Genomic DNA, 22,464 nt, shown 5'->3' with positions numbered 1-22,464 from the left:
TTCAGCAGATTTGGTATCCTTATTATATAGAATTTATAATTTCATCTTTCCCACAACAACCAGGGGGGACACCTATTTGACTAAATTAATTGTTTGTTTTCATACTTTGACACCTCAAGAGCAACAGAATATCCGGAAAAATGCCCCCGGGTATACCTTAGTTCAGAGCGATGCCAAGAGTCCAGATTTACAGCTGCTTAGCCAAGCGGAAATTGTAATTGGTTGGGCCAAAGGCATCTCGGATACAATGCTTGCTCCAGATTCACCGCTCCGGTGGGTGCAGACTTGGTCCGCTGGGATTGAGAGATTACCCCTTCTGCAATTTCAAGAACGCGGCATTTTTTTGACGAATGCCAGCGGAGTGCATGCCGAGCCGATCTCTGCGGTGATTTTTGGATATATGCTGATGTTTACGCGCAACCTGCACACGGCCATCCGTAATCAAGAGGCTCACCGCTGGGAATCAGACGGCAGTGAAAGCGAGTTGACGGATAAAACAGCCGTTATTGTAGGCACTGGTGCCATAGGGAGCGAAACCGCTAGAATCGCCAAGGCTTTTCGCATGAAGACAGTTGGTGTTAGCCGCTCTGGTTCCGCACTGCCTGATTTCGATATGATGTATACCACAGATAACTTACTGGAAGCAGTTAGTGAAGGAAACTTTGTTATTAATACACTACCGTTAACGGACGAGACCCATAATCTATTTAATAAATCAGTTTTTTCGGTCTTTAAACAGGATACCTACTATATCAATATTGGGCGGGGCGATACCACTAATACTACGGATCTGATGGATGCCTTGAACAGCGGGCAGCTACGCGGAGCAGGTCTTGATGTATTTGAGACCGAGCCGCTTCCGCATGATCATCCTCTATGGGATATGAAACAGGTTATCATCACACCGCATCGCGCAGGGAATACCGATCGATATTCCGAGCGGGTTGTTGATATTTTTGTTGAGAATATGAAGTCTTATATAAATGAAGGTTCCCCTTCACGCAATGTTGTAGATTATAATCGGCAATATTAACAGTCTAGGACTCCTTTTTTAAAATAAAGAAGTCCCGAATGTGCATTTACCTTTCAGTAAACATGCACCCGGGGCTTTTTTGTTATAGAAATTATTCTATTCTATTCTATTTACAGCTGAAAACGCGATACCAATTCCTTTAGTTCCTTCGAAAGCAACTTTAAGTTTTCCATACCCGAGGCCACTTCTCCGGTAGCATGCAGCTGTTCATAGATTCGCTGGACTGATTCATCCGCTCCAGATCATTACCCACTTCAATTATGGTCTCCGCCATTACATTAACGGATCTATTAATTTCGGCCAGCGCTTCTTCGGTTTCGATGATTTGGCGACTGCCTTCCTCTGTCTTGCGGACACCATTCTGCAGATGGTTAACTACGGCCGTCCGCTGAACTTCTTTCGGCAGGCAGCGTCCAGAACTTTAATCAAATCTCTAACGGCTTAATCTAAATCATAGATCGATCCAACCTTCAGACCATACAGCTCGTTATATATTTTCTCGGCAAAAGCGTCTGTCATCCCAGCGATATAGTCAATCACCATATGCTCCCAAGTCCAGATCGGCTTCGCTTGACGTTGGTCCTTCTCAAACCGCTGCAGCCAATCGGTCGGCAAAATCGACTTCGAGGTGTCGGGATCCAGAAAGGCCTTCCATAGACGCCGTAGAATCCACTCACTTCTTTTTTGCAGACGCTGTACACGCAGATCCCGGATCATCGTCACCCAGGCGAAGCTTTTGAGTACACTCACCGTACGCAGCATATCCTCATCTTCTTTTCCTTCTTTAATGAAGGTAACCTTCTTCCAGTCTCCATCCGCAATAACCCCAAGACTGGCGACAAAAGTACTGACCCAATAAGCCTTAACTTCGCGGCGGGTTCGGGAGTAATCATTTTCACAGGTTGGCATTTTCTCCGTCCATACACGTAAGAACGAGGTTAGAACCTCTTCAACTTTGGCTCGGATTCCATCCTCCTCCCAATTATCCCAGAAGGCATCCTCGAGTGTGGTGATTTTCTCGACTATCAACCGCTGAATATAGGGATCATGCATGAAGTGATCATGCACCTCAATTTTGCCCGCCTTGATGCCATCCTCCAAATCATGCGCGGAATAAGCGATATCATCGCAAAGGTCCATCAGTTGGGCTTCCAGCGTTTTTTTACCGTCAGGTATATTCCATTGGCTGCGGATTTCCGAGATATAGTCCCATTCATGCAGATACATACCTTTTTTGAGCACCGTGCCGGGAAAAGGATATTTGTTAATCCCCAGCAGTACTGCATCAGATAAATTGAGCCCATCGATATTCTCTCGTTTCTCCAGAAACATAATCAAACGGTAGTTATGGGCATTGCCTTCAAAGTGCTCATATTTACGCTTCATACCCTCATGAATAACCTGCTTTTGCTTTGGACCTGCCTCTGTTAAAATGGCCTGCTGATTCGTCTTCTCTTCAATCAGATTATCCAGGATACTATCTAATACTTCTTCCCCTTTATGTCCAAAGGGAGGGTGTCCGAAATCATGAGCAATGGCTGCACACTCTACTACCTCCGGATCTATGACCAGTCCAGGGTTCTTAGCCAGACCTGTCTCCACCTCCGGATAAGAGCGGAGTAGGCTCTTGGCTGCTTCACGGGCGATCTGTGCCACTTCCAGTGAATGGGTTAGGCGTGTACGGTAATAATCCCCCGTTCCTGCCCCGAACACCTGGGATTTACCCTGCAGCCGACGGAAGGTCGGCGAATGAATCAAACGTGAATAATCGCGCTCATAGGCGGCTCGTGAAGTTTCCAGGCGGGTAATCTCCGGATACTGTCGGTGTTCTCTTTTCTCAATCAATGTCATATCCGCCACCCCAATCTGTCCAAACATATTTTGTTATTCATTATAAGTCATTTTCATAAAAAGTTTCACGTTAAAAACAAAATTATATAGACACGCGGTCACACCTTATTGCGCCATGGGAGTAAATAGAGTAGTGTTTTCCATAAGTAAAGCTTTCTACTGGATCATCCGAAGGCACCTTGCAGAATAGTTGTAGTTTGTACACTTAAAACATCGCATTTGCCTCAGATCGCAGCTTTAATTGCACTTTCTGCAGTTATTTTCCTTGGAAAAGGCGAAAAGCGAGGGTTTCCCTGGATTTAGCTGTATAAACTACAACTAAACTCATATTGGTTGATAATCCCCGAAAATAAGTGTACAGAATACAGTTAAATCATGTTTTATTCCATTAAAATATAACCGTTATCCCTCAGGAGGAACGTAATGTCTCAAGATACTTCCTATACGACCGAAGAAATTGCCCAGCTGCTGAAAATATCGAAATTGAAAGTATATGACTTGATCAAAAAAGGGGAGCTGCCGTCCTATCGGGTGGGTAAACAAATGCGTGTTGATGCCTCAGATCTGGAGACGTATAAGCAGCATTCGCGAAGCAGCCAGTCTGCCAAGAATGCTACTACAGGAGTAACGCCCTCTGCTGCTCCCCCTTCAGTACCAGGGCCTTCTCCTGTTCAGGTCTTACCGGTGCTTTCGGCATCGTCTCCCCTCAGTAAGTCATCCGGACGCAGTATCGTAATCACCGGACAAGATATGTCCCTGGATATATTAGCAACCTATTTGGAGCGCAGCCTATCGGCAGACCGCCCGCTTCGTTCCTACGCCGGCAGTTTGGACAGTCTGATTGCTATGTATCATGGAGAATCGGATATTGTTAGTACACATTTGCTGGACGGTGATACGGGTGAGTACAATCTCCCTTACATCCGTAAGCTGCTAGTAGGCTTCCCTTATATTGTTATCCACATGCTTACACGGAGTGCCGGATTCTATGTGCAGAAGGGGAACCCCAAAGGAATCACATCATGGGCTCATTTACAGCGGACAGATCTCAGACTTATTAACCGCGAGCGGGGATCCGGAGCCCGTGTTCTTCTCGATGAACAGCTGCGATTGCTTGGAATTTCACCAGCAAACCTGAGTGGCTATGAAACTGAAGAGAACAGTCATCTAGCGGTAGCCGGTAAGGTTGCCCGAGGCGAGGCTGACATTGGCATCGGTATTGAGAAAGCAGCCAAAATTGTGGATGGTGTTGATTTCATCCCGCTGATACAAGAGCAGTACGATCTGGTCATGCTAAAAAAACCGGAGAATATGCCTTGGATCCGCTCCGTTATTGAAGTTTTGCGTTCATCTACCTTCCGAAGCGAGCTAGGCTCCATACACGGGTATGATCTTAGTGCATCAGGAAATGTTGTATACGAAACATTAATATAGTAACAAACGCTTCCCATTGGTTTAATGACGAGGGAGCATTGTTCAGGGATATAACGGGGTCAGTTGAAAATCAAATTTATCTGCAATAAGAGTATAAAACTCAAATAGGCTGCCGAATGGAATCGGCAGCCTACCGCCTTGAGATAGGTTAAGACGTAGTATGTTCCGCATCGTACTCGCTGGAAAGCTCTTTCAGCGACTTGATTTCACCATGGGGATGCTGATCCTGCTTACGGGACTTCGACTCAGCTTCTTTTCTACGCTTCTGCTGGCTCATCACGGGTAGCCTCCTTTGGAAATGCATCATATATACTACAATATTAGAATGCTAAATATTACAGTTATTCATACATACGCGTTTGCTTTCTACCCCCGCTTCCGATCCATCCGCAGCGTAATGACTCTTTATTGTGCTGTCGCTGATATACGCCATTCTAAGGCTGAAGTAGTGTTCGAATTTCTATGTCGACAATTCTGGTATCCCAAGGCGAAAAAAAGACATTTATACCATCATCAGCAATAGTAAATGTGTAGGCAATCGGCTCGTCAGTATAAAAGACTATCCTATAATACTCCGGATCGCCTTCCTTATTTTGAGGGGTGTAATTTTGTGTATTTTTCCCACTCTCCAGCAGGTGAATAAAGCGCTTTTTCTCACCATCGACTAAAGTCCTGTAAGGATTCACATCCTTCGTTCGATAATCAGGATAGCTACCGTTAACACGATAAGCATTCTTATTTTCATAGTAGACACCCACCTTTCTTCAGTTGCATATACCTCAAAAAAGTTTTTCGTTAACTTAGTCGCGAACCACTTAAAGAAAGTTCAGGAAATCCTGCACGACTCCATAACCATAGAGGTGTGTGAACATCAATTGGTGCCAACCCACTACCCAGAAGCGCCTTCTCCCAAGCCTCAGCAACTGCTTGTCTATCATCTGCCGACCCGTTTAATACATCCGAAGAACACAGTCCTAATTTCACGGTTGCTTGTAAAATATGTGTATCAGGCGCCACTGTGATAAGTTCACGAGTTTTCCACTTGATTTGCATAATGGTTTTTAAAGCTGCAATATCGAATTGAACGGAATCAATTAAACCAAATACATCTCCCCTTATAGAAGAATCATTTATCCCATTAGAGACACTTTTCCAGATTTCCGGGTGACGATTGGGTTGAAGAGCAACACGGTGATATAGCAAAACACTTCGTAAATCTTCAATTTTGCTCTGAGAGACAATTCTTGGGTCAAATACCCATCGTGAACCTTCATCGAGATAAGCTTGTGCAATCGATCGCCATAATCCATAAGAGTTTCTTTGGTAATTTAGAGACATCCCAAGAGTCAGCACGTTCATTAATTCTTCCTCTGGAACAACGCCCAAGAGAACATCCTCAGGCATTACTTCACCACCAAGATGTCCCTCGGAATGCATTTGTATTAATAACTTTACGTTCTCTAGAAACTCTCCTGTAACCATTGCATACTTTCCCCCATGTATAAATTCATATCTATATTTTAACATGGGTGTCCATTTTATGGGGTAAATTACCTATTCCCTCTTTAAAATTGCCGTCGTATGTTTCAACATACGATTCAGGAGATTTATCTGCCCTGTTTTTAAGACGCTCGCCTTTAACGCATCGCGGATGGGGATGACCTCTGTAATTTTGCCACCGCTTGTCACTCTTCGATCTACGCAAGTCGGGATGTAATCGATGTTCGTTATACTCGTGTTTCCTTTTTGATCCTTTTTGATTTTAAGAGTAAGGATGATTCCGCTTTGTGTATAAGGATTATTCTTTAGTTTAGTCGAAACAAAATTACCCAACGAATAAATAACGAATTGTTTCTTTCCCCGAACCGCTAACGGTTGAAGAACATGCGGGTGAGATCCCAGTATGATGTTGGCACCATTTTTAAAGAAGAGGTTTACCAACTGCTTTTGCCTTTTGTTTGGAGTGTACCGATATTCGTTTCCGAAATGCATATAAAGCAAGACCAGATCGACTTTCTTTTTTAAATCTCGAATTTCCCGAATGATTTTCTCGGTTTCTATCCGATTGACCAGCCATGGTCGACTCGCCGGTACGGGAATTCTGTTGGTACCTGACGTGTAGGAGAGGATTCCGATCGTAATCCCTTTTACGTTTTGGATCAGCGTTTTCTTGGATTCTTGGAATGACTTAGATGTACCAGTATGGTAGATTCCATTGCGGTCCAGTACTTGTATCGTCCGAATCAGACCCGGGGAACCATGATCCATGCAGTGATTGTTCGCTGTTACTAATACGTCGAATCCAGCTTCCTTAAGCGCCGGGGCCAGTTCGTCTGGACACTTGAATATCGGACCGCCAGATCGTAGACTTTTCCGGGATTTTCGCCCGCTTCCGGCAAAGGTCGTTTCGAGATTCCCGATCGTCAAATCCGCCTGTTTCAGATAAGGAGCCACTCTTGCGAACAGGGTATCAAACGAATAGGTTCCGTCAGACTGTTTAGCATCCGAAATAATATAACGTTTGACCATGAGGTCTCCCACAGCAGTTATCTGTATTTCCGTCATCGTTATCCACCTTTTTGTCATTTTCATTAGAATATGGCCGAAAGATGTTATGGTGTGCTATCTGCGTTAAGGCGTCATTCGGCGGTAGGGTAAATTGGTTACAGGAACGACAGCCGCCCACCAATTTGACGGATGTGGTTGACGTCAGCCCAAAGAATAAAATAATTGTAGAACGTATCCCGAATTTGTACAGGACGGGGGTATCTCACTATGAGTGCTGCCTGTTTGTTCATTTCCGCTGGTTGGTCGGCCGATGGGAAAATGAAGCAAGCCTCTTGGTTTTGTATGGTCCTCATGACAATCCGAGGAGAAGAGCCGTAAGGCATCAACGGGTGAAAAGCTTCAGAGTTACATACATCGGAAATCCGGTCGCCTGCTGAAATCGCGGATACCTGAAAAAAACCGCCGGGCCCTTCGTACCTTTCTTCGCTGACCGGGCGCCAGTTTGCTGGATACGGAAAGGATACCCGGTACACGTAGCTTGTGTAGATGTTTTCCGGAACCTTTCTGACGCGAGGAGACCACTGCAAGGCCGTAATCCGACCGCCGCTGAGGACGTTCACCGGCATCTGCTCCCTGATATCGACAATCCAGAGCTGACTTGCGCTTCCTTCACCTGTGCACCCTGATAAATACGCGATTTTGCCACCTTCCGGCGACCAGCTGACGGGAGTGGCAAAACAGTCGGAGGTCGTGAGCGTCCTTTGATTCTTACCGGTACGACTGTCGATTTGGATAAGAGAATAATAATTTGGTTCCTTATATACGGTTGCGCTGTAGGCGATGCTCCGGGAGTCTGGGGACCATGCCGGAAAATAGTTTTTGGCAAGCGGTCCTCCTTCCAGTGTATAGATGGTGCCTGTGGCCAGATCCACCGTAGAAATGAGGGAGATGCTAGCACCGGGAAACGTGTAAAGAGCAAACGTTCCGCCCGGAGAAAGCCGAACGTCATGGAGCGGTCCGTCCGTATTTTGCGTGATTTGTCTCCGGTCTGTGCCATCGGCCCGGATGCGGAAGAGCTGGGTATTACCGGTAGAGTCAGGAGCCGCGAACAGAAGCTCCGTACCCGAAGGGAACCACTGGACATCGCTGGCGCCCGGCTGCGGAATGGCATAGCTGATATGTGAGAAAGTATCATAGATGATGATTTGCCCGTTTTTGACATACGCGAGAGTCCTACTGTCCGGGGACCAGTCCAGCAGCGTGTAGGGTTCGATTTGATCAATCCGGGCAACGGTGAGCGTAACGGCATCCAGCAGGTGTACCACGTTGCCAATGCCAATAAAGGCGATTCTCCTGCTGTCCGGAGACCAATAGGGAACGGAAAACTCCGCACCAAGCCCCTGTGTAAGTTGAAAATTAAAACCGCCGTGCGGTCGGTACAGCCAAATGTCGAACATTCCACCGCGGTCCGACGTGTAGGCGATCCATCCTTGAACGAAATCATGAGGAACAGCTTGCACGGCCAACATCCTCTCCTGAATCATCTTATACTTCAGATGTATTCAGTGAAGGACTTCTAGGCGACAGTCCCGGCTGAAAATAGTAATTATATAGATTGAACTTAAGACTTTTAGAATAAAGGATTAGTCGCACTGCGGTGAGTGTTTGGACTTCCGGCCGCTGTTGTCTACAGATTTCTTTGAATCATACCGCTCTTTAGCGGTAGAAATTCATAGACTGCCTCACTCCCCTTTTGATGTACGAACACGCAGCAGAGACTCAGAATCAGTATTACTAATGCCCTCCCTCTTGATGTACGAACACGAGGTGTGGATATCTGCTAAAGATGAATGCGTAAGCCTTACGGACCCAGCGGACGCTATTTACTCCATTTACCTGTATTCCTTATCTATAGGGACTCAGAAGATCTTATTTGCAAGAATTCAGCTATGCATAGCCCAGTATTCATAAATAATGGCATCTGTGTCCGCATAACTTACTTATAGAGCAATTTATAGACAATAAGGGATCTGTAGTCCGCATAGAGTTCTTTACCCGATCTACGAATTTTGGGACTGTAGGAGCGGTAGCGACCGTCCGAAAGCTTTCCGTAGAAAAGCTCGCTTCGAAAGCATAAGCTGTATCCGGATTTCAACCGCTAACAGCGGGTTAAACCAAAAAAAGTCTTACTACAACAGCGGCCGGAAGTCCAATTCTTCAGGGTAGCAACGCCTGAGCCAGCTATAAGTTAATACCTATAATTTCAGTATGACTGCATTAAAAAGAAAAGCCTCCAGTTACCAAAGAGACTTGGTAAGCTGAAGGCTTATTTACAACATGATTAGGAATTCCGATTAACGATCATAAGCATGACTGCAGAAATGGCGATGATGGAGCATACCCACATCCAGGCAAGGATCATGTTGCCCCCGTCTACGGCTACATAGATGGCCGTTGGAACGGTCTGTGTACGGCCCGGGATATTGCCAGCTACCATGATCGTTGCTCCGAATTCTCCAAGGCCGCGGGCAAAACCCAAGACATATCCGGCTGCAAGTGAACGGCTGGCTAGTGGTAGCGACACATAACGCAGCACTTGAAGCTCGCTGGCTCCTTGAGCCCGGGCGGCATCCTCCAAATCGCGTTCTACACTTTCAAACCCGGACTTAACTGTACGGTAGACTAAGGGAAAGGCTACTACAATAGAAGCAATAACTGCAGCTACCCACGTGAAAAGAATCGTCTGCGTTGTTAATTGCTCATACAGCCTTCCAATCCAGCTTCGCCGACCCAGAAGTACCAGAAGTATAAACCCGACTACGGTTGGCGGTAGGACGAGTGGGAGCAGAAGTACAGTTTCCACAAGGCTTCGGCCGCGAAACCTGCGATTTGCCATCGCCTTGGCTGCAGCAGTAGCAAGAATGAAGACGATAATACTCGTAATCACCGAGATTTTTAATGAAAGCCACACCGGAGCTAAAAAATCAGTCCAATTGATGTCCATATCCATTCAACCCGCTTATCTCAATTTGTATATTAAGGAAGTAAAAACCCGTAGCTAGTGAAAACATCGAGTGCTTCCTTGGATTGAAGAAATTTGTAAAAGGCTTTGGCTTCGACCTGATGCCCAGAATCCTTCACAATACCCGCCGGATAGTTAATTGCTTTGTGTACATGTGCACCTACCGTAAGAGCTATTCTCACCTTTTTGGAAGTTAGTGCATCTGTCTTGTAGACGAACCCTGCATCCGTATTTCCCGTCTCCACGTAAGTTAGTACCTGCCGAACATCCTTCGCAAATACCAGTTTGCTTTGCAGCATATCCCATACTTTCTTGGCTGTCAACGACTGCTGTGCATATTGCCCCGCGGGAACCGATTCCGGCTGCCCAACAGCCACTTTTTTGAAAGCTTTATCATCTGTAAGCTGTGTAATCGTCGTTAGCTTTACCTTTGAATCGTAAGGAACAACAATAACCAATTGGTTTTTTAACAGCACTTTATGATCAGTAATCAAGTCACCGTCAACCAGAACGTTCATTTGTTTTTCTCCTGCTGAGAAGAAAATATCCACCGGCGCACCTTGCTCGATCTGCTTTTGCAGTGTACCGGATGCTCCGTAATTAAAAACAAGGTCGATATCGGGATGCTGCTTCTCATACTGAACAGCAATTTTGTCCAGACTGTCTTGCAGGCTTGCTGCCGCAGACACAATAATCTCTGTTTTCTTGGATGCTGCCTCTACGTTATCGTTAGATGATATTGAAGACAAGCCTACAGCTAGAACTACAAATAGTACAATTGTAAGTATTCCTAGTAGGTATCTCTTTAACATATCCATTCCTCCCAAATATGCTTCTTTTCTTTATTTAGGAGTCATTCTAGCATAGAAAAATGGATTATTCTATATGTTTTATTATGTTTGATTATAATTAGACATAATGAAGCATAACAAGTTCGAAGATACCTGAATAAAAACAGCCTTTCAAGCGGTTTCCCGTCTGAAAGGCTGTTTAAGTATCTTTAGTTTTTCATCCGCGGATCCAGGATATCACGCAGACCGTCACCCATAAGGTTGAAGCCAATCACCGTCAACATAATGGACAGGCCGGGAAACAGTACGGTCCAAGGGGCCTTTGAGATAAACTGTCGGGAATCGGACAGCATTTTACCCCATTCCGGATCAGGGGGCTGTGCACCAAGCCCAAGGAAACCAAGAGCGGCTGCCTCGATAATTGCAGTCGCGATGCCTAACGTCCCCTGCACGATAATAGGTGTTATACTGTTCGGCAGGATGTGGCTGATCAGAATGCGGCTGTTCTTCATTCCAATCGCTCTGGCTGCGGTAACATATTCCTCTGACTTCAAGCTGAGCACTTTAGACCGCACAAGACGGCCATATGTAGGGACGTTCACAATCGCAATGGCATAGAGTGCATTTTGCAAGGAAGGGCCAAGAATCGCTACGATAGCAATAGCGAGCAGAATGCTTGGGAATGCCAGCAAGATATCGAACATGCGAGAGATCAGCATATCGATCCATTTTCCGTAAAATCCGGCCAATACACCAAGAAAGGTACCTACAACGATCGATCCGATTACAGAGAAGAAACCGACCCATAACGAAATTCGAGCTCCGTAGATCACGCGTGTGAAGAGGTCCCGTCCAAGATCGTCCGTGCCGAACCAATGGGCGGAAGATGGGGCCTTCAATCTGTTAACTAGTTCCTGTTCTTTAAAACCGTAAGGCGCGATAAATGGCGCCAAAAGTGCAATCAGCACAAAAAATACGATGATGCCAAGCCCAACCATTGCCGTCTTATTCTTACGGAATGCCTTCCACGCATCACGCCAAGGACCGGATACCTTTTCCTCAGGAACGTTCGGGGGAGTTGCATTCACGTTTGTTGCTGCCTGTGTCATAGGTTCACCCCTCACTTGTAGTTGATACGTGGATCTATAGCGGAATACAGGAGATCCACAAGCAAATTGATAAATACAAAAATAAAAGCAATGATCAGAATTCCCGTCTGGATTACAGGATAATCACGCGAGCTGATCGCTTCAAATATATACCGTCCCACGCCCGGCCAAGCAAAAATCGTCTCTGTCAGTACGGCCCCGCCGAGCAGTGCGCCCGTTTGCAAGCCAATAACCGTCAGTACGGGGATAAGTGCATTTTTCAAGGCATGCTTATACACGACAAGAAATTGCGATAATCCCTTTGCCTTTGCCGTACGGATGTAATCTGAATTCATAACCTCCAGCATGCTGGAGCGGGTCATACGGGCGATAATCGCCATTGGAATGGTCCCGAGAGCTATACTTGGCAATATTAGATGTTTAATAACGGTCCAGAGCTGACTCCAGTTTCCCGCCAAAATGGTATCAATCACATACAGATTGGTAACGCTCTCCACCGGATTTCGCTGATCCATTCTCCCTATCGAGGGAAGCCAATCCAGCTTTAATGAAAAAATCAACTGTTCCATAAGCCCCAGCCAGAATATCGGCATCGAAACCCCAATAAGGGCAATAACCATTGCCGTATAATCAAACCATGAATTTTGCCGCCAAGCGCTTAGAATCCCTACATTTACACCTACAATAGTCGCAAATATCATACTGGCAGCTGTAAGCTCCAGCGTAGCCGCCAAATAAGGCAAAATCTCTTTGACAATCGGTGTTTTGGTGCGGATGGAAGTGCCTAGATCACCCTGTAATAAATCACCCATATAGTTGATATACTGATTCAACCAAGGCTTGTCGAGACCTAATTGCTCACGCAGTGCTTGCTTGGATTGCTCTGTCGCCTTTTGCCCAAGAATCGTTTCTGCCGGATCTCCGGGAATGGCATGGATGATGGAAAACACGATAATCGTCATCCCGATTAGAACAGGGATTAGAACCATGACACGTTTTAATAAGTAGGAATTCAAGTTGGCTCACCTTCCAAAGGTGTATTTGAAAAATAACTTACCGCCGCTTATCGCGACGGCAAGCTGGTTTCTTCTATTAACTATTCGAAATATATTTCACTGTAATACTCTGTGCCTGTTGGTCCTGGAACGAATCCTTTGAGGTTTGCTTTACCTGCCAAAAGCGGTGTTGTGTGTACAAGTGGAATCCAAGGCGCATCTGCTTTGATGATTTCTTGGGCTTTCTTATACAGGTCTGACCGTTTAGTTTGATCCGTTTCCTTTTGAGCGTTCACAAGGATCGTGTGCAGTTCTTCGTTGGCATAGAATGTACGGTTGTTACCAGGAATAGCATCCTTATCAAGCAAGGTATAAATAAAGTTATCCGGGTCGCCATTATCGCCAGTCCAGCCTAGCATGAAGATATCATCCTTTTCGCCGGCTTTCGTGTCATCCAGATAAGTAGCCCATTCCGGAGATTCGATAACTGTTTTCACACCAATTTTTTCCCAATCTGCTTGAATCGCTTCTGCAACCTTCTTGCCATCAGGCATGTAAGGACGGGATACCGGCATTGCATACAAGGTTACAGTATCAGGCAAACCATCAGGGTAACCAGCTTCAGCCAACAGCGCCTTAGCTTTGTCCAGATCATATTCATAATCCTGCACACTATCGTTATAGCCCCATAGTGACTGCGGCATTGGGTTGACAGCTGCTGTTGCTTGACCCGCAAAGAAGGCATCAATGATAGCTTGTTTGTTTACTGCATGGTTCAACGCTTGTCTTACCTTTACATTATCAAAAGGCTTTTTCTTAAAATTGAAGCCCAAGTAAGCTACGTTGAACGGTGGACGTTCAATCTTTTGCAATTCGGTGTTGCCTTCAAGCGTCGACAAATCATCCGGGCTCAAATCTTCCATCAGATCAATTTCACCGCTTTGTAGTGCATTAAAGCGTGCAGAGTTATCAGGAATGGAGCGCACGATAACTTTGTTAAGCTTCGGCAGTCCCTCTTTCCAGTAGTTAGGGTTCTTATCCAGTGTGATGGAATCGTTATGTTTCCATTCTTTGAAGATAAATGGCCCTGTTCCTACCGGCTCATTCTTAAAGTTTTCTTTCTTTTCTTGAATGGCTGTCGGGCTTGCGATACCGAAAGAGGTCATTGCAATATTTTGTAAGAATGGTGATTGCGGCTGATTCAAAGTAAATTGAACGGTAGTTGGATCAACAGCTTTCACTTCTTTAATTGCGCGACTTCCCTCAGGACCGAACATGGAATCGTAATAATCGAAGGAATCACCTTCGAACTTGAATGCACTAGCCGGGTCACTCCAGCGGGTAAAGTTAAATACTACAGCCTCAGCGTTAAAGTCCGTACCATCATGGAACTTCACTCCTGGGTGAAGTTTGAACGTGTAAGTTAATCCATCTGCAGATACTTCCCAGCTATCAGCCAGAGAAGCTTGCACTTCAGAAGTACCTGGTTTGTATTCCAGCAAGGAGTCGAACACCTGATGAACGATCTTCAAGGATTCCCCATCGGTTACGATAGCAGGATCAAGTGAAGCCGAATCTCCGCCGCGTCCTAATATCAGTGTGTCTTGTGCTGTTGCTGCAGCATCCGGTGAGCTTTCCGGTGCTTTAGTAGCCGCTGCATTTCCCCCTGTGTTTCCTTCTGTGCTTGCGTTATTGTTTCCTCCGCAACCGCTCAGCGCAAATGACGCGCTCAGCATTAATACCAATGCAAGACTACTCCACTTCTTCATCTAGAAAACTCCCTTCTCCTAATAGAAAGTAATAACGCGTTTATATGTGGCTGTGTCAACAGCTATAAACCAATGTTGAAATATTGTTTTTTTAGGCAAGCCGCGTTATTATCGGTTCCTTATCATACAAATGACAGGCTGTTAGATGTCCAGAATCTGTTTCTAACAACGGCGGTCTAACATTCCGGCATACATCCATCACCTTTGGACAACGTGTGTTAAATGCGCAGCCGATCGGTGCGTTCGCGGGACTTGGTACCTCACCCTGCAGAATAATCCGTTCCTTACGAATATCCGGATTAGGCTCAGGCACGGCTGACAATAAAGCCTGTGTATAGGGATGCATAGGTTGAGCATACAGCTTGTTCTTGTCCGTAATTTCAACGATTCTGCCCAGATACATTACAGCTACTCTGTCGCAAATATGCTTCACAACACTGAGATCATGTGCAATAAATATGTAGGTCAATCCAAATTCACGCTGTAAATCCTGCATCAGATTAATGACCTGAGACTGGATAGATACATCCAGCGCTGATACAGGTTCATCCGCAACGATAAGCTTAGGCTGGAGAGCAAGTGCTCGGGCAATCCCGATTCGCTGACGTTGTCCACCCGAGAACTGATGCGGATATCGCTGCAGATGTGCCTTCGCCAGTCCAACCACATCGGCCAGCCGTTTAACAGCAGCCCGGCGTTCCTTTGCATTACCTACGCCGTGTACAATCATCGGCTCTTCCAAAATCCGCTGTACTGTATTACGTGGATCAAGAGAGGAGTACGGATCCTGGAACACAATCTGCATTTCCCGGCGCCGTTTACGCATTTCTTCCATAGACAGCTTGGTAATATCCTGTTCCTCAAACCATATTTCTCCTGCTGTAGGCTCAATCAATCGTAAGAGCGCACGTCCTGTCGTTGATTTCCCGCAACCACTTTCACCTACTAAACCAAAGGTCTCCCCTTTGTTTACCGAGAAAGAAATATCATCCACTGCTTTAACGAAGCCCTGGGCTCTATTGAAGAATCCTTTGTTAATCGGATAATATTTTTTGAGGTTCTTAACCTCTAGAAGACTCTCACTCATACTGCATCCTCCTGTTGACTTTCATGCAGCCAGCATCTGCAGCTGTGACTTTTCTCCTGCAATGTAAGCTGCGGAATCGACTGCTGGCAAATATCCATAACATTCGGACATCTTGGCGCAAAACGGCAGCCTTTCAAATCATTGCTGAGTATAGGTACATTCCCGGGAATGGAATACAGCCGCTCGCGAGTCTCATCCATTCTAGGAACAGATTCGATAAGGCCTCTTGTATAGGGATGCAGGGGATTATGGAAAATATCATGGACACTGCCTTCTTCTACTACTTTTCCAGCGTACATAACCGCCACACGATGGCACATTTCCGCAACTACACCCAAATCATGAGTAATCAACATAACCGCCGTACCTTGTTCTTCATTAAGCCTTCGAATCAAATCCAGAATCTGCGCTTGAATCGTTACGTCAAGTGCCGTGGTTGGTTCGTCCGCAATCAACAGCTCAGGACTGCATGAAATCGACATTGCGATCATTACACGCTGACGCATCCCGCCTGACAATTGGTGAGGGTATTCGTCAATAATAGCCTCCGGGCGTGGTATTCCAACCTTACGAAGCATCTCGGTAGCATGCTCTCTTGCCTGTTTTTTCGAGAGTCCGCGGTGCAATCGCACTGTTTCTATGATTTGTTGACCTACCGTAAACAACGGGTTAAGAGAGGTCATAGGTTCTTGAAAAATCATCGATACCGCATCTCCACGAATCTTACGCATTTCCTTTTCTTTCAGCGGGACAATGTCCCTTCCTTTGAAATAAATATTCCCACTCACGATCTTACCGGGGGGATTCGGAACAAGCTTCAGGATCGATAAGGACGTAACGCTCTTCCCGCAGCCTGATTCTCCAACGATCCCCAGCACCTCACCGGGATTTACATAAAGATCAACGCCGTCAACGGCAGGCACTTCACCGCGATCAGTAAAAAAGTGCGTGTGCAAATCCTCTATTTTCAGAATTGGCTGTATCAAGGTAATACCTCTCTTCTGATGAAAATCTTCTGTTTAAAATTTTATTTTCTAAAATTGAACTATGGTCAAATTCCGAGAAATAAAAACTCTCTGGATCAGAGAGACTCGTTAATCTGACATCGCATGAAAGAAATAACGCTTTAAACCACCACAGATGTTATTTTTTATTACATTACTATATAATCCCGTGTCCTACAAGGGAAATTTTTGAAATATTCAATCGAATATTTTCACTATATAGATTGTACTTAAGTTTACTCCTTGAGAATGAAGTGGTATCTATGAAGTATATTTAGACTTTGAGTTTCCAGCCATGAACGGCCTTACGAAAATGATTAGCGTTAATGGAACCACTCGGGGCGAACCACGCACAGATTTGATTGTTCTCTAGTAACCGATAATTACAAGTTTGTTTTAGAACCAGTTTGCTACTAGGACTCTTTTCCTGTGATAAATATAGTTTAGAGGTAAAGCTTCCCTGTAAATTATAAATAAAACCTCTTAATCAACATATAGAGGGAAAAACGCCTTATAATTTCAGTAAAATTATCCATATTAATTAAAAATATGAAATTAGACGAGTGAATTCCATCTATATAGACTGAACTTAAGATTTTTAGAATAAAGGATTCGTCGCACCGCGGTGAATGTTTGGACTTCCGGCCGCTGTTGTGTTACAGATTTCTTGATTTATACCGTTTTCTGCGGATGAAATCCGTAGAAAACCTATGCTTTCGAAGCTAGCTTTCCTACGGAAGTCTTTCGGGCGGTCCCTCTCGCTCCTCCAGTTCCAAAATCCCCCTTCGTCACTCCATTGCCTTTTCTCTAGTTATAAAGTTCGATTTATAGAGTAAAGTGTTTTTCTGGATGGATGAATGAACTGGCTTAGATCTCTGCTCCGCATGAATAGCCACCCACTCCCCTCTTGATGTACGATCACGCAGGAGAGATTCAGACCTCTTGATGTACGATCACGCGTGGATATCTGCTGAAGATGAATGCGTAAGCCTTACGGACCCAGCGGACGCTATTTACTCCATTTATCTGAATTCCTTATCTATGCGGACTCAGGAGGTCTTATTTACAAGAATTCAGCTATATATAGCCCAGTATTCATAAATAACGACATCTGTGTCCGCATAACTTTCTTATAGAGCAATTTATAGACAATAAGGGATCTGTAGTCCGCATAGGGTTCTTCACCCAATCTGCCTTACTATAGATTTACTTTAGCTGCTGCTGTTTAGCTCAGCTTAATTGCTAGTTTTCATGTATATAAGCTGAACAAAAGAAAACAACTAAAATCGAGAAGGAACGAATCTATATAGGCTTAGGCCCTATAAAAAAGGAAAGGCTGCGCTATTTATACAGCGACAGCCATTTCTCTAATTGATAACGCATAACTTCACGGTAATATTGAGGTTCTATGATTTCAGCTTCTTCTTCAAGACAAGTGATCCAGCGGATAAAGTGAATATCCTGTTCAATATCAACCACAAAATGAAGGAACCGGCCCTGTTGATCTATTTTTATCGGTTGAAATGTCGGTTCCTCCTTTATTACTCTCAGCAGCGTATGCTCATCGAATTTCACTTTAAATTCTACCTGAAGACTGTCTTGATCCAAGGACCATTTCTGCTTCAGGAAAGTTTGCAAATTAAAATGCTCTTTGGTGAATGCCCTGGATTTAGTCTTAACATTTGAAAGTCCGCCTATATGAAAGGTTCGAATACGTCCAAACCGATGACAATAACCTATAAGGTGAAAACGATTCTCAAGAGGAACCAAACAGTACGGATCTATCAATGTCCCGTACTCCTCAAAAGCATTTTCGCTATAATCTGCTTGAATGCTCTTCTGTTTCAACACAGACGCCAGAATCTGAGTCAGAAAAGTGGATTGCTCCTGTTGGTAGCTGTTTTTTTCCATCCAATTTAAACCCGAGTCTTTTTTAGTACTCTCCATTTTCTCTTCCTTGTCCACCTTTAGCTTGTATCCCGCTGCCATTACTTTCTCATAGGCACCTTCAAAGCCATCTGGCATAAGAAGTTTTATATCTTCTATTCTAGCTCTTATTTCTAAAAAAGCTGCGGCTTCTTCTTCCGACCAATCTAAGGGATACAGTGCAAAATTCCCAATAAAGGTGTACCCTTTACCATGTCCCAAATGGGTTATAGGGATATGCATGGCGCTAAGAGCATCCATATCCCTATAAATTGTTCTCTCACTCGTACTGCAGCGTTCGGCTAACTCACGAGCCAGAATTCCTGGCTTGGCTTGAACAAGCGTTATTATCCGCATTAGCCGAATTAATCTGTCTGTCATTTTCAGTTCCCCTTGATATTTAGTAAAATAGGCTCAGAATATTAGTGTTAATAGTCATATGTATCTATAACAGGAACATATTCTACGATATAAAAAATCTACAATAGAACTATTTTACTATATTTCCACAATTTCATGTTATGTATTTTGTGATATTTACGTAATTGGGAATAGGAACAAAGTCTCTATATATTTAAATATATTTATATACACCCTGTTCGTATATCTTGTTCCTCTATCAATTTGTTCAGCGGCGGTGTGAGTGCGCATCTTCTATACAGGCTCTCAGCTTCTCTTGTCAGCAGCCTATCCCCGGTTCTCACTGCTAAGAGCAGCAACTTGTCGGCATGTCGGCGAACCAACTCCAAACCTTCCCCTAGCTTCCCCTTGCTACTGAGCAGATCCGCCTGTTCTAATACCTCTTCCGTTCGAAGCAGTTCAAGGTGCTTTTCTACATGAAAGCAACAAGACTCCTGCAACACACCGGTATGATGACTATATTCTAGGCTTAATTTTTGCATGGGAAGCTCGCAGATTTTTTCGCCATAGGGCTGTTTAAATTGCCAGTGTAGCCAGACCGCATCATGTTTACCTGCATGCGCCGGTTTCAATGCGAATTCCAATGCAATATATTTACGTTGTCCAGTCTGAATTTTACCCAGAGGCAACAGTACCGAGCGATTATCATCACCACTTACACTTAATGCCCGACAACCATACATTCTGGTTAAGACGATGTGAGGTTCCAACCATAAACGCAGTTCTATCTCACGTGCTGCTATTTTATGATTTTTTCTACGTCCCTGTTCTGCTGACGGAGCGCCGCGCCATTCTACAAGCAAAACAATATTCTGCGCTCCACCGGCAAAAATATGATTCTTGCTCCATGTAAAGTCTGGTTGAATACTCGCTTGCATATTTCCACCTCTTTCTTTTTTTGTCTTTTATTAATGTACCAATAATGGTGGACAACTCCTTGTCATGGAACGTATGTTCGTTTTGATAATATAGAAGGAGTATACACAAAAAGCCTGTTTATGTAACAAAAAAAACATCTATATAGATTGTACTTAAGATTTACTCCTTGGGAGTGTGGTAGTAACTATGGAGTATGTTTAGACTTCGAGCCGAGAGCAGCCATACGAAAATAATTAGGTGTTCATGTTGGACAACCGTAGGAAATAAAGTTTTAGAGGAAAATTTACCTGTAAATCATAAATAAAACCTTATAATCAACATTTAGAGGGAAATATTCCCTATAAATTCTAGAAAATCATCCACTTTGATGCTTTTTGAGGCTAAAACCTGAGTTTAGAGGGAAATATTCCCACTAAATAACTAGATAAGTGGTTCAATCCTTAATTAGTAGGAAAAATTCCTTCTAATTTAAGCTGAACAAAAGAAAATAACAAAAAGCGAAAAGGAACGAAAGGTAATTTTGCAACTTTAGGAGCGATAGCGACCGCTTTGTATCCGGATTCAAGTGCTAAAAGCGGAATAAGTCAAGAAATCTGGTGACAACAGCGGCCGAAAATCCAGAATGGGCTGAAAAGCGATGTTGTTCATAACGCATTCCACAAAATTTTTCAGAACATTCCGATTTCAGTCTATATGAAATATAATTCTTCTACCCCACAACAAAAAAGAGTTGCCAAGTGGCAACTCTAGGTGTAAACCGCACTAGATTTTCTAATGTGTAATAACTGCGAAACCTCTTTATATCCACTTTTAGACATCGTGCACTGCCTTGAATTTTCCGTCCTGTTCCTTTCAAAATAAGCTACTTTCAGGAATCCGTTCATTTCAACAATATTGTCGATATGAACCGAATTATTCCGGTCAGCAACAAAAAATCTGTAACCGGTGTTATTCAAAACCTCCGTCCAATACTTCAGTGATCCTACTGTGTAGAATATGTTGTTATCTATGGTATGAATAAAAATTTTGCCTGATCGGCTATCGAATTCTAAAAAAGCTATATCGTCAATATTTAGTTGTACTATGCCTGACAGTCCATTCTGATCTTTAGTTACACTAAGGCATTTCATATGTGTCATCTCCATCGCTGTTTAAGCAGTTCTTAAGGTGCTTTACTTTAATTATTTGCCCATTTCCTTCCAGATTGCATAATAGAGCAAGAAAACTACTGTAGAAACAAAGAATATGATATCAATAAAAATTTGGTTATAGTACAAAATAACAGAAATGAACACTAGGAATACAGAGATTAAAACAATGACAAGAATATCATCGAACCTAAAGCGCAGTCTTTCAAAATCAAACTTAAATCCCCAACCTATTTTAAATAGAAACCATGCTATTAATGTTGTGATAAGCCCGCTGGCAAACTGTAGAAGGTACCCGTTCGAAGTTGTAGAAATAGCTCCCGCTATAGACCCGAATAACAGGATCGCCAAGCCTGTCTGCAGGATGCCAAATATGGCATAACCCAGGATGGTGCTTATCATCGACCATACCAACGGTATTTTCACTATCACTGCGAATAAAAAAATGAAGATAAAAATGCCGATTACTGGAACGAGATAAGCAAGTGAGAACTCATTTCTGAGTACATAGCTTTGTAAATTGATTAAGAGAACAATAAACAAGGCTTCCCATATATAATCCCTAGCCTTAAGTCTGAATAGCGACATAATTAAATAATATACCGAGATCGTTTCGATCGTTGAAAAAAACATAAACCCTAATGATTCCAAAAACACTATAAATCCTCCTCATAACCTCTTTACCTGCTTTAATTAAACCATTTCCGATCTGCCCTTGTCGAAAGTTGACTTCGTGAATGCTGCATAAAGAATCCCAACGCCCATTTGGCACATAGCAGAGAGAACAAAAAGAATATAGCTGCCCATAAAAGCGCAGGCAACGGAGTGTACTGAGCGAGATTACTAGCATCTCCTGCGCGAGTTGGTGAATGTAAGGACATCGTTACCAGAAAAAGTGGCCCCAGTACCGATTCTTCCAAGGTTAGAAATGCCAACAACAGGTAATAAAACTTCTGCACCTTCTTACCGGCTAGAATGATCAAGATATTTAAGACAATGAACCCGCTTAACCAAAGTATGCCAAAGCCGCCCCGTACATAGAGCAGGAGCATAACAAGTGCAACCCCGCTGGTGAGTATAAGCCCCCATTTCTCACGTCCCCGGGCATATAGATAGAATAACAAGAGTGCGAACAACGAAGCCAGGGTGTAACCCGCCAATGAAACCAGTATAGCCCTCCCACCCGCTTGAATTACTGAATAGGTTACACCGCTATGATTCGCATATAATTCAATCCTCAGTACCGAACCGGATACAAGCAGTGTAACCATAGCATGACCAAACTCATGGATCATGGTGTCCAGATTACGAAACAGGGAGGAAAAGGGAATTAAGCGGGTTAATAAGGCTGATCCTGCTAGAAAAAGTATAGTTTTGAGCCATTTATTCATGAAATTTCATCTCCCTTTCGTCCAAAGTATACGATATGCCACCTTACTTCTCAATGAATTCCTACTGCCTCAAGTTACACATCCGCTGTCGAACCCT

At 44.0% G+C, this 22,464-nt stretch carries 20 protein-coding genes; 2 read left to right on the top strand and 18 right to left on the bottom strand.

The annotated features are described in order from the left end of the window. Positions 1–76 precede the first annotated feature (76 nt). Positions 77–1,033, top strand: coding sequence for an NAD(P)-dependent oxidoreductase (locus J2T20_RS11465; protein ID WP_307588403.1), 957 nt, complete (start codon positions 77–79; stop codon positions 1,031–1,033). A gap of 441 nt (positions 1,034–1,474) precedes the next feature. Here J2T20_RS11465 and J2T20_RS11460 read toward each other — a convergent pair whose 3' ends face one another. Next, positions 1,475–2,884 (bottom strand): deoxyguanosinetriphosphate triphosphohydrolase family protein, encoded by a 1,410-nt coding sequence (locus J2T20_RS11460; protein ID WP_307588401.1) that lies wholly within the window; start codon positions 2,882–2,884, stop codon positions 1,475–1,477. A 423-nt stretch (positions 2,885–3,307) separates the two neighbouring features. Here J2T20_RS11460 and J2T20_RS11455 point away from each other — a divergent pair, with 423 nt between their 5' ends. Continuing rightward, a complete protein-coding gene (locus tag J2T20_RS11455) occupies positions 3,308–4,318 on the top strand; it encodes a helix-turn-helix transcriptional regulator (RefSeq protein WP_307588400.1) in 1,011 nt (336 codons plus the stop codon). A 148-nt stretch (positions 4,319–4,466) separates the two neighbouring features. On the opposite strand, the gene J2T20_RS11450 is transcribed toward J2T20_RS11455, so the two are convergent. From J2T20_RS11450 to J2T20_RS11375, 17 genes are all read right to left on the bottom strand, one after another. Then, entirely contained in the window at positions 4,467–4,595 is a 129-nt protein-coding gene (locus tag J2T20_RS11450; protein WP_307588399.1) for a DUF6254 family protein, read from the bottom strand. A gap of 157 nt (positions 4,596–4,752) precedes the next feature. After that, entirely contained in the window at positions 4,753–5,076 is a 324-nt protein-coding gene (locus J2T20_RS11445) for a hypothetical protein (protein ID WP_307588398.1), read from the bottom strand. Between the two features lie 37 nt (positions 5,077–5,113). Beyond that, positions 5,114–5,800 carry a hypothetical protein gene (locus J2T20_RS11440; protein WP_307588397.1) on the bottom strand — a complete coding sequence of 229 codons (687 nt, stop codon included), beginning with the start codon at positions 5,798–5,800 and terminating at the stop codon, positions 5,114–5,116. Between the two features lie 72 nt (positions 5,801–5,872). After that, on the bottom strand, positions 5,873–6,883 hold the full coding sequence (locus tag J2T20_RS11435; protein ID WP_307588395.1) for a CapA family protein: 1,011 nt from the start codon (positions 6,881–6,883) through the stop codon (positions 5,873–5,875). A 98-nt stretch (positions 6,884–6,981) separates the two neighbouring features. Continuing rightward, positions 6,982–8,355, bottom strand: a complete 1,374-nt coding sequence (locus J2T20_RS11430) for a hypothetical protein (RefSeq protein WP_307588394.1) — start codon at positions 8,353–8,355, stop codon at positions 6,982–6,984. An 812-nt stretch (positions 8,356–9,167) separates the two neighbouring features. After that, the gene (gene modB, locus J2T20_RS11425) at positions 9,168–9,830 is read right to left on the bottom strand and encodes a molybdate ABC transporter permease subunit (RefSeq protein ID WP_307588392.1); all 663 of its coding nucleotides are present in this window, start codon (positions 9,828–9,830) and stop codon (positions 9,168–9,170) included. 32 nt (positions 9,831–9,862) lie between these two features. Next, positions 9,863–10,660, bottom strand: a complete 798-nt coding sequence (gene modA, locus J2T20_RS11420) for a molybdate ABC transporter substrate-binding protein (protein WP_307588391.1) — start codon at positions 10,658–10,660, stop codon at positions 9,863–9,865. Positions 10,661–10,848: 188 nt separating this feature from the next. Then, entirely contained in the window at positions 10,849–11,748 is a 900-nt protein-coding gene (gene nikC / locus J2T20_RS11415) for a nickel transporter permease (RefSeq protein ID WP_307588389.1), read from the bottom strand. An 11-nt stretch (positions 11,749–11,759) separates the two neighbouring features. Further along, positions 11,760–12,764 (bottom strand): ABC transporter permease, encoded by a 1,005-nt coding sequence (locus J2T20_RS11410; protein WP_307588387.1) that lies wholly within the window; start codon positions 12,762–12,764, stop codon positions 11,760–11,762. 80 nt (positions 12,765–12,844) lie between these two features. Further along, positions 12,845–14,512: an ABC transporter substrate-binding protein gene (locus J2T20_RS11405; RefSeq protein WP_307588386.1), complete on the bottom strand. Its 1,668-nt coding sequence runs from the start codon at positions 14,510–14,512 to the stop codon at positions 12,845–12,847. A 91-nt stretch (positions 14,513–14,603) separates the two neighbouring features. After that, positions 14,604–15,599 (bottom strand): ABC transporter ATP-binding protein, encoded by a 996-nt coding sequence (locus tag J2T20_RS11400; protein ID WP_307588385.1) that lies wholly within the window; start codon positions 15,597–15,599, stop codon positions 14,604–14,606. Further along, positions 15,596–16,585, bottom strand: coding sequence for an ABC transporter ATP-binding protein (locus J2T20_RS11395; protein WP_307588384.1), 990 nt, complete (start codon positions 16,583–16,585; stop codon positions 15,596–15,598). The genes J2T20_RS11400 and J2T20_RS11395 overlap by 4 nt, the downstream gene beginning before the upstream one ends. Before the next feature lie 1,359 nt (positions 16,586–17,944). Beyond that, entirely contained in the window at positions 17,945–18,910 is a 966-nt protein-coding gene (locus J2T20_RS11390) for a helix-turn-helix transcriptional regulator (RefSeq protein ID WP_307588382.1), read from the bottom strand. A 203-nt stretch (positions 18,911–19,113) separates the two neighbouring features. Continuing rightward, complete coding sequence (locus J2T20_RS11385; RefSeq protein ID WP_307588381.1) at positions 19,114–19,827, bottom strand: hypothetical protein; 714 nt, start codon at positions 19,825–19,827, stop codon at positions 19,114–19,116. Between the two features lie 747 nt (positions 19,828–20,574). Next, positions 20,575–20,958 carry a LytTR family transcriptional regulator DNA-binding domain-containing protein gene (locus J2T20_RS25765; protein ID WP_373457787.1) on the bottom strand — a complete coding sequence of 128 codons (384 nt, stop codon included), beginning with the start codon at positions 20,956–20,958 and terminating at the stop codon, positions 20,575–20,577. Positions 20,959–21,009: 51 nt separating this feature from the next. Further along, entirely contained in the window at positions 21,010–21,633 is a 624-nt protein-coding gene (locus J2T20_RS11380; RefSeq protein ID WP_307588380.1) for a hypothetical protein, read from the bottom strand. Positions 21,634–21,665: 32 nt separating this feature from the next. Then, complete coding sequence (locus tag J2T20_RS11375) at positions 21,666–22,367, bottom strand: M50 family metallopeptidase (protein ID WP_307588379.1); 702 nt, start codon at positions 22,365–22,367, stop codon at positions 21,666–21,668. Between the last annotated feature and the right edge of the window lie 97 nt (positions 22,368–22,464).

Source organism: Paenibacillus wynnii (genome assembly GCF_030812855.1).
Classification (GTDB): Bacteria; Bacillota; Bacilli; order Paenibacillales; family Paenibacillaceae; genus Paenibacillus_AQ; species Paenibacillus_AQ wynnii_A.
The sequence above is the reverse complement of the archived record's forward strand: the minus strand, read 5'-3'. Positions and strand labels throughout refer to the sequence as shown.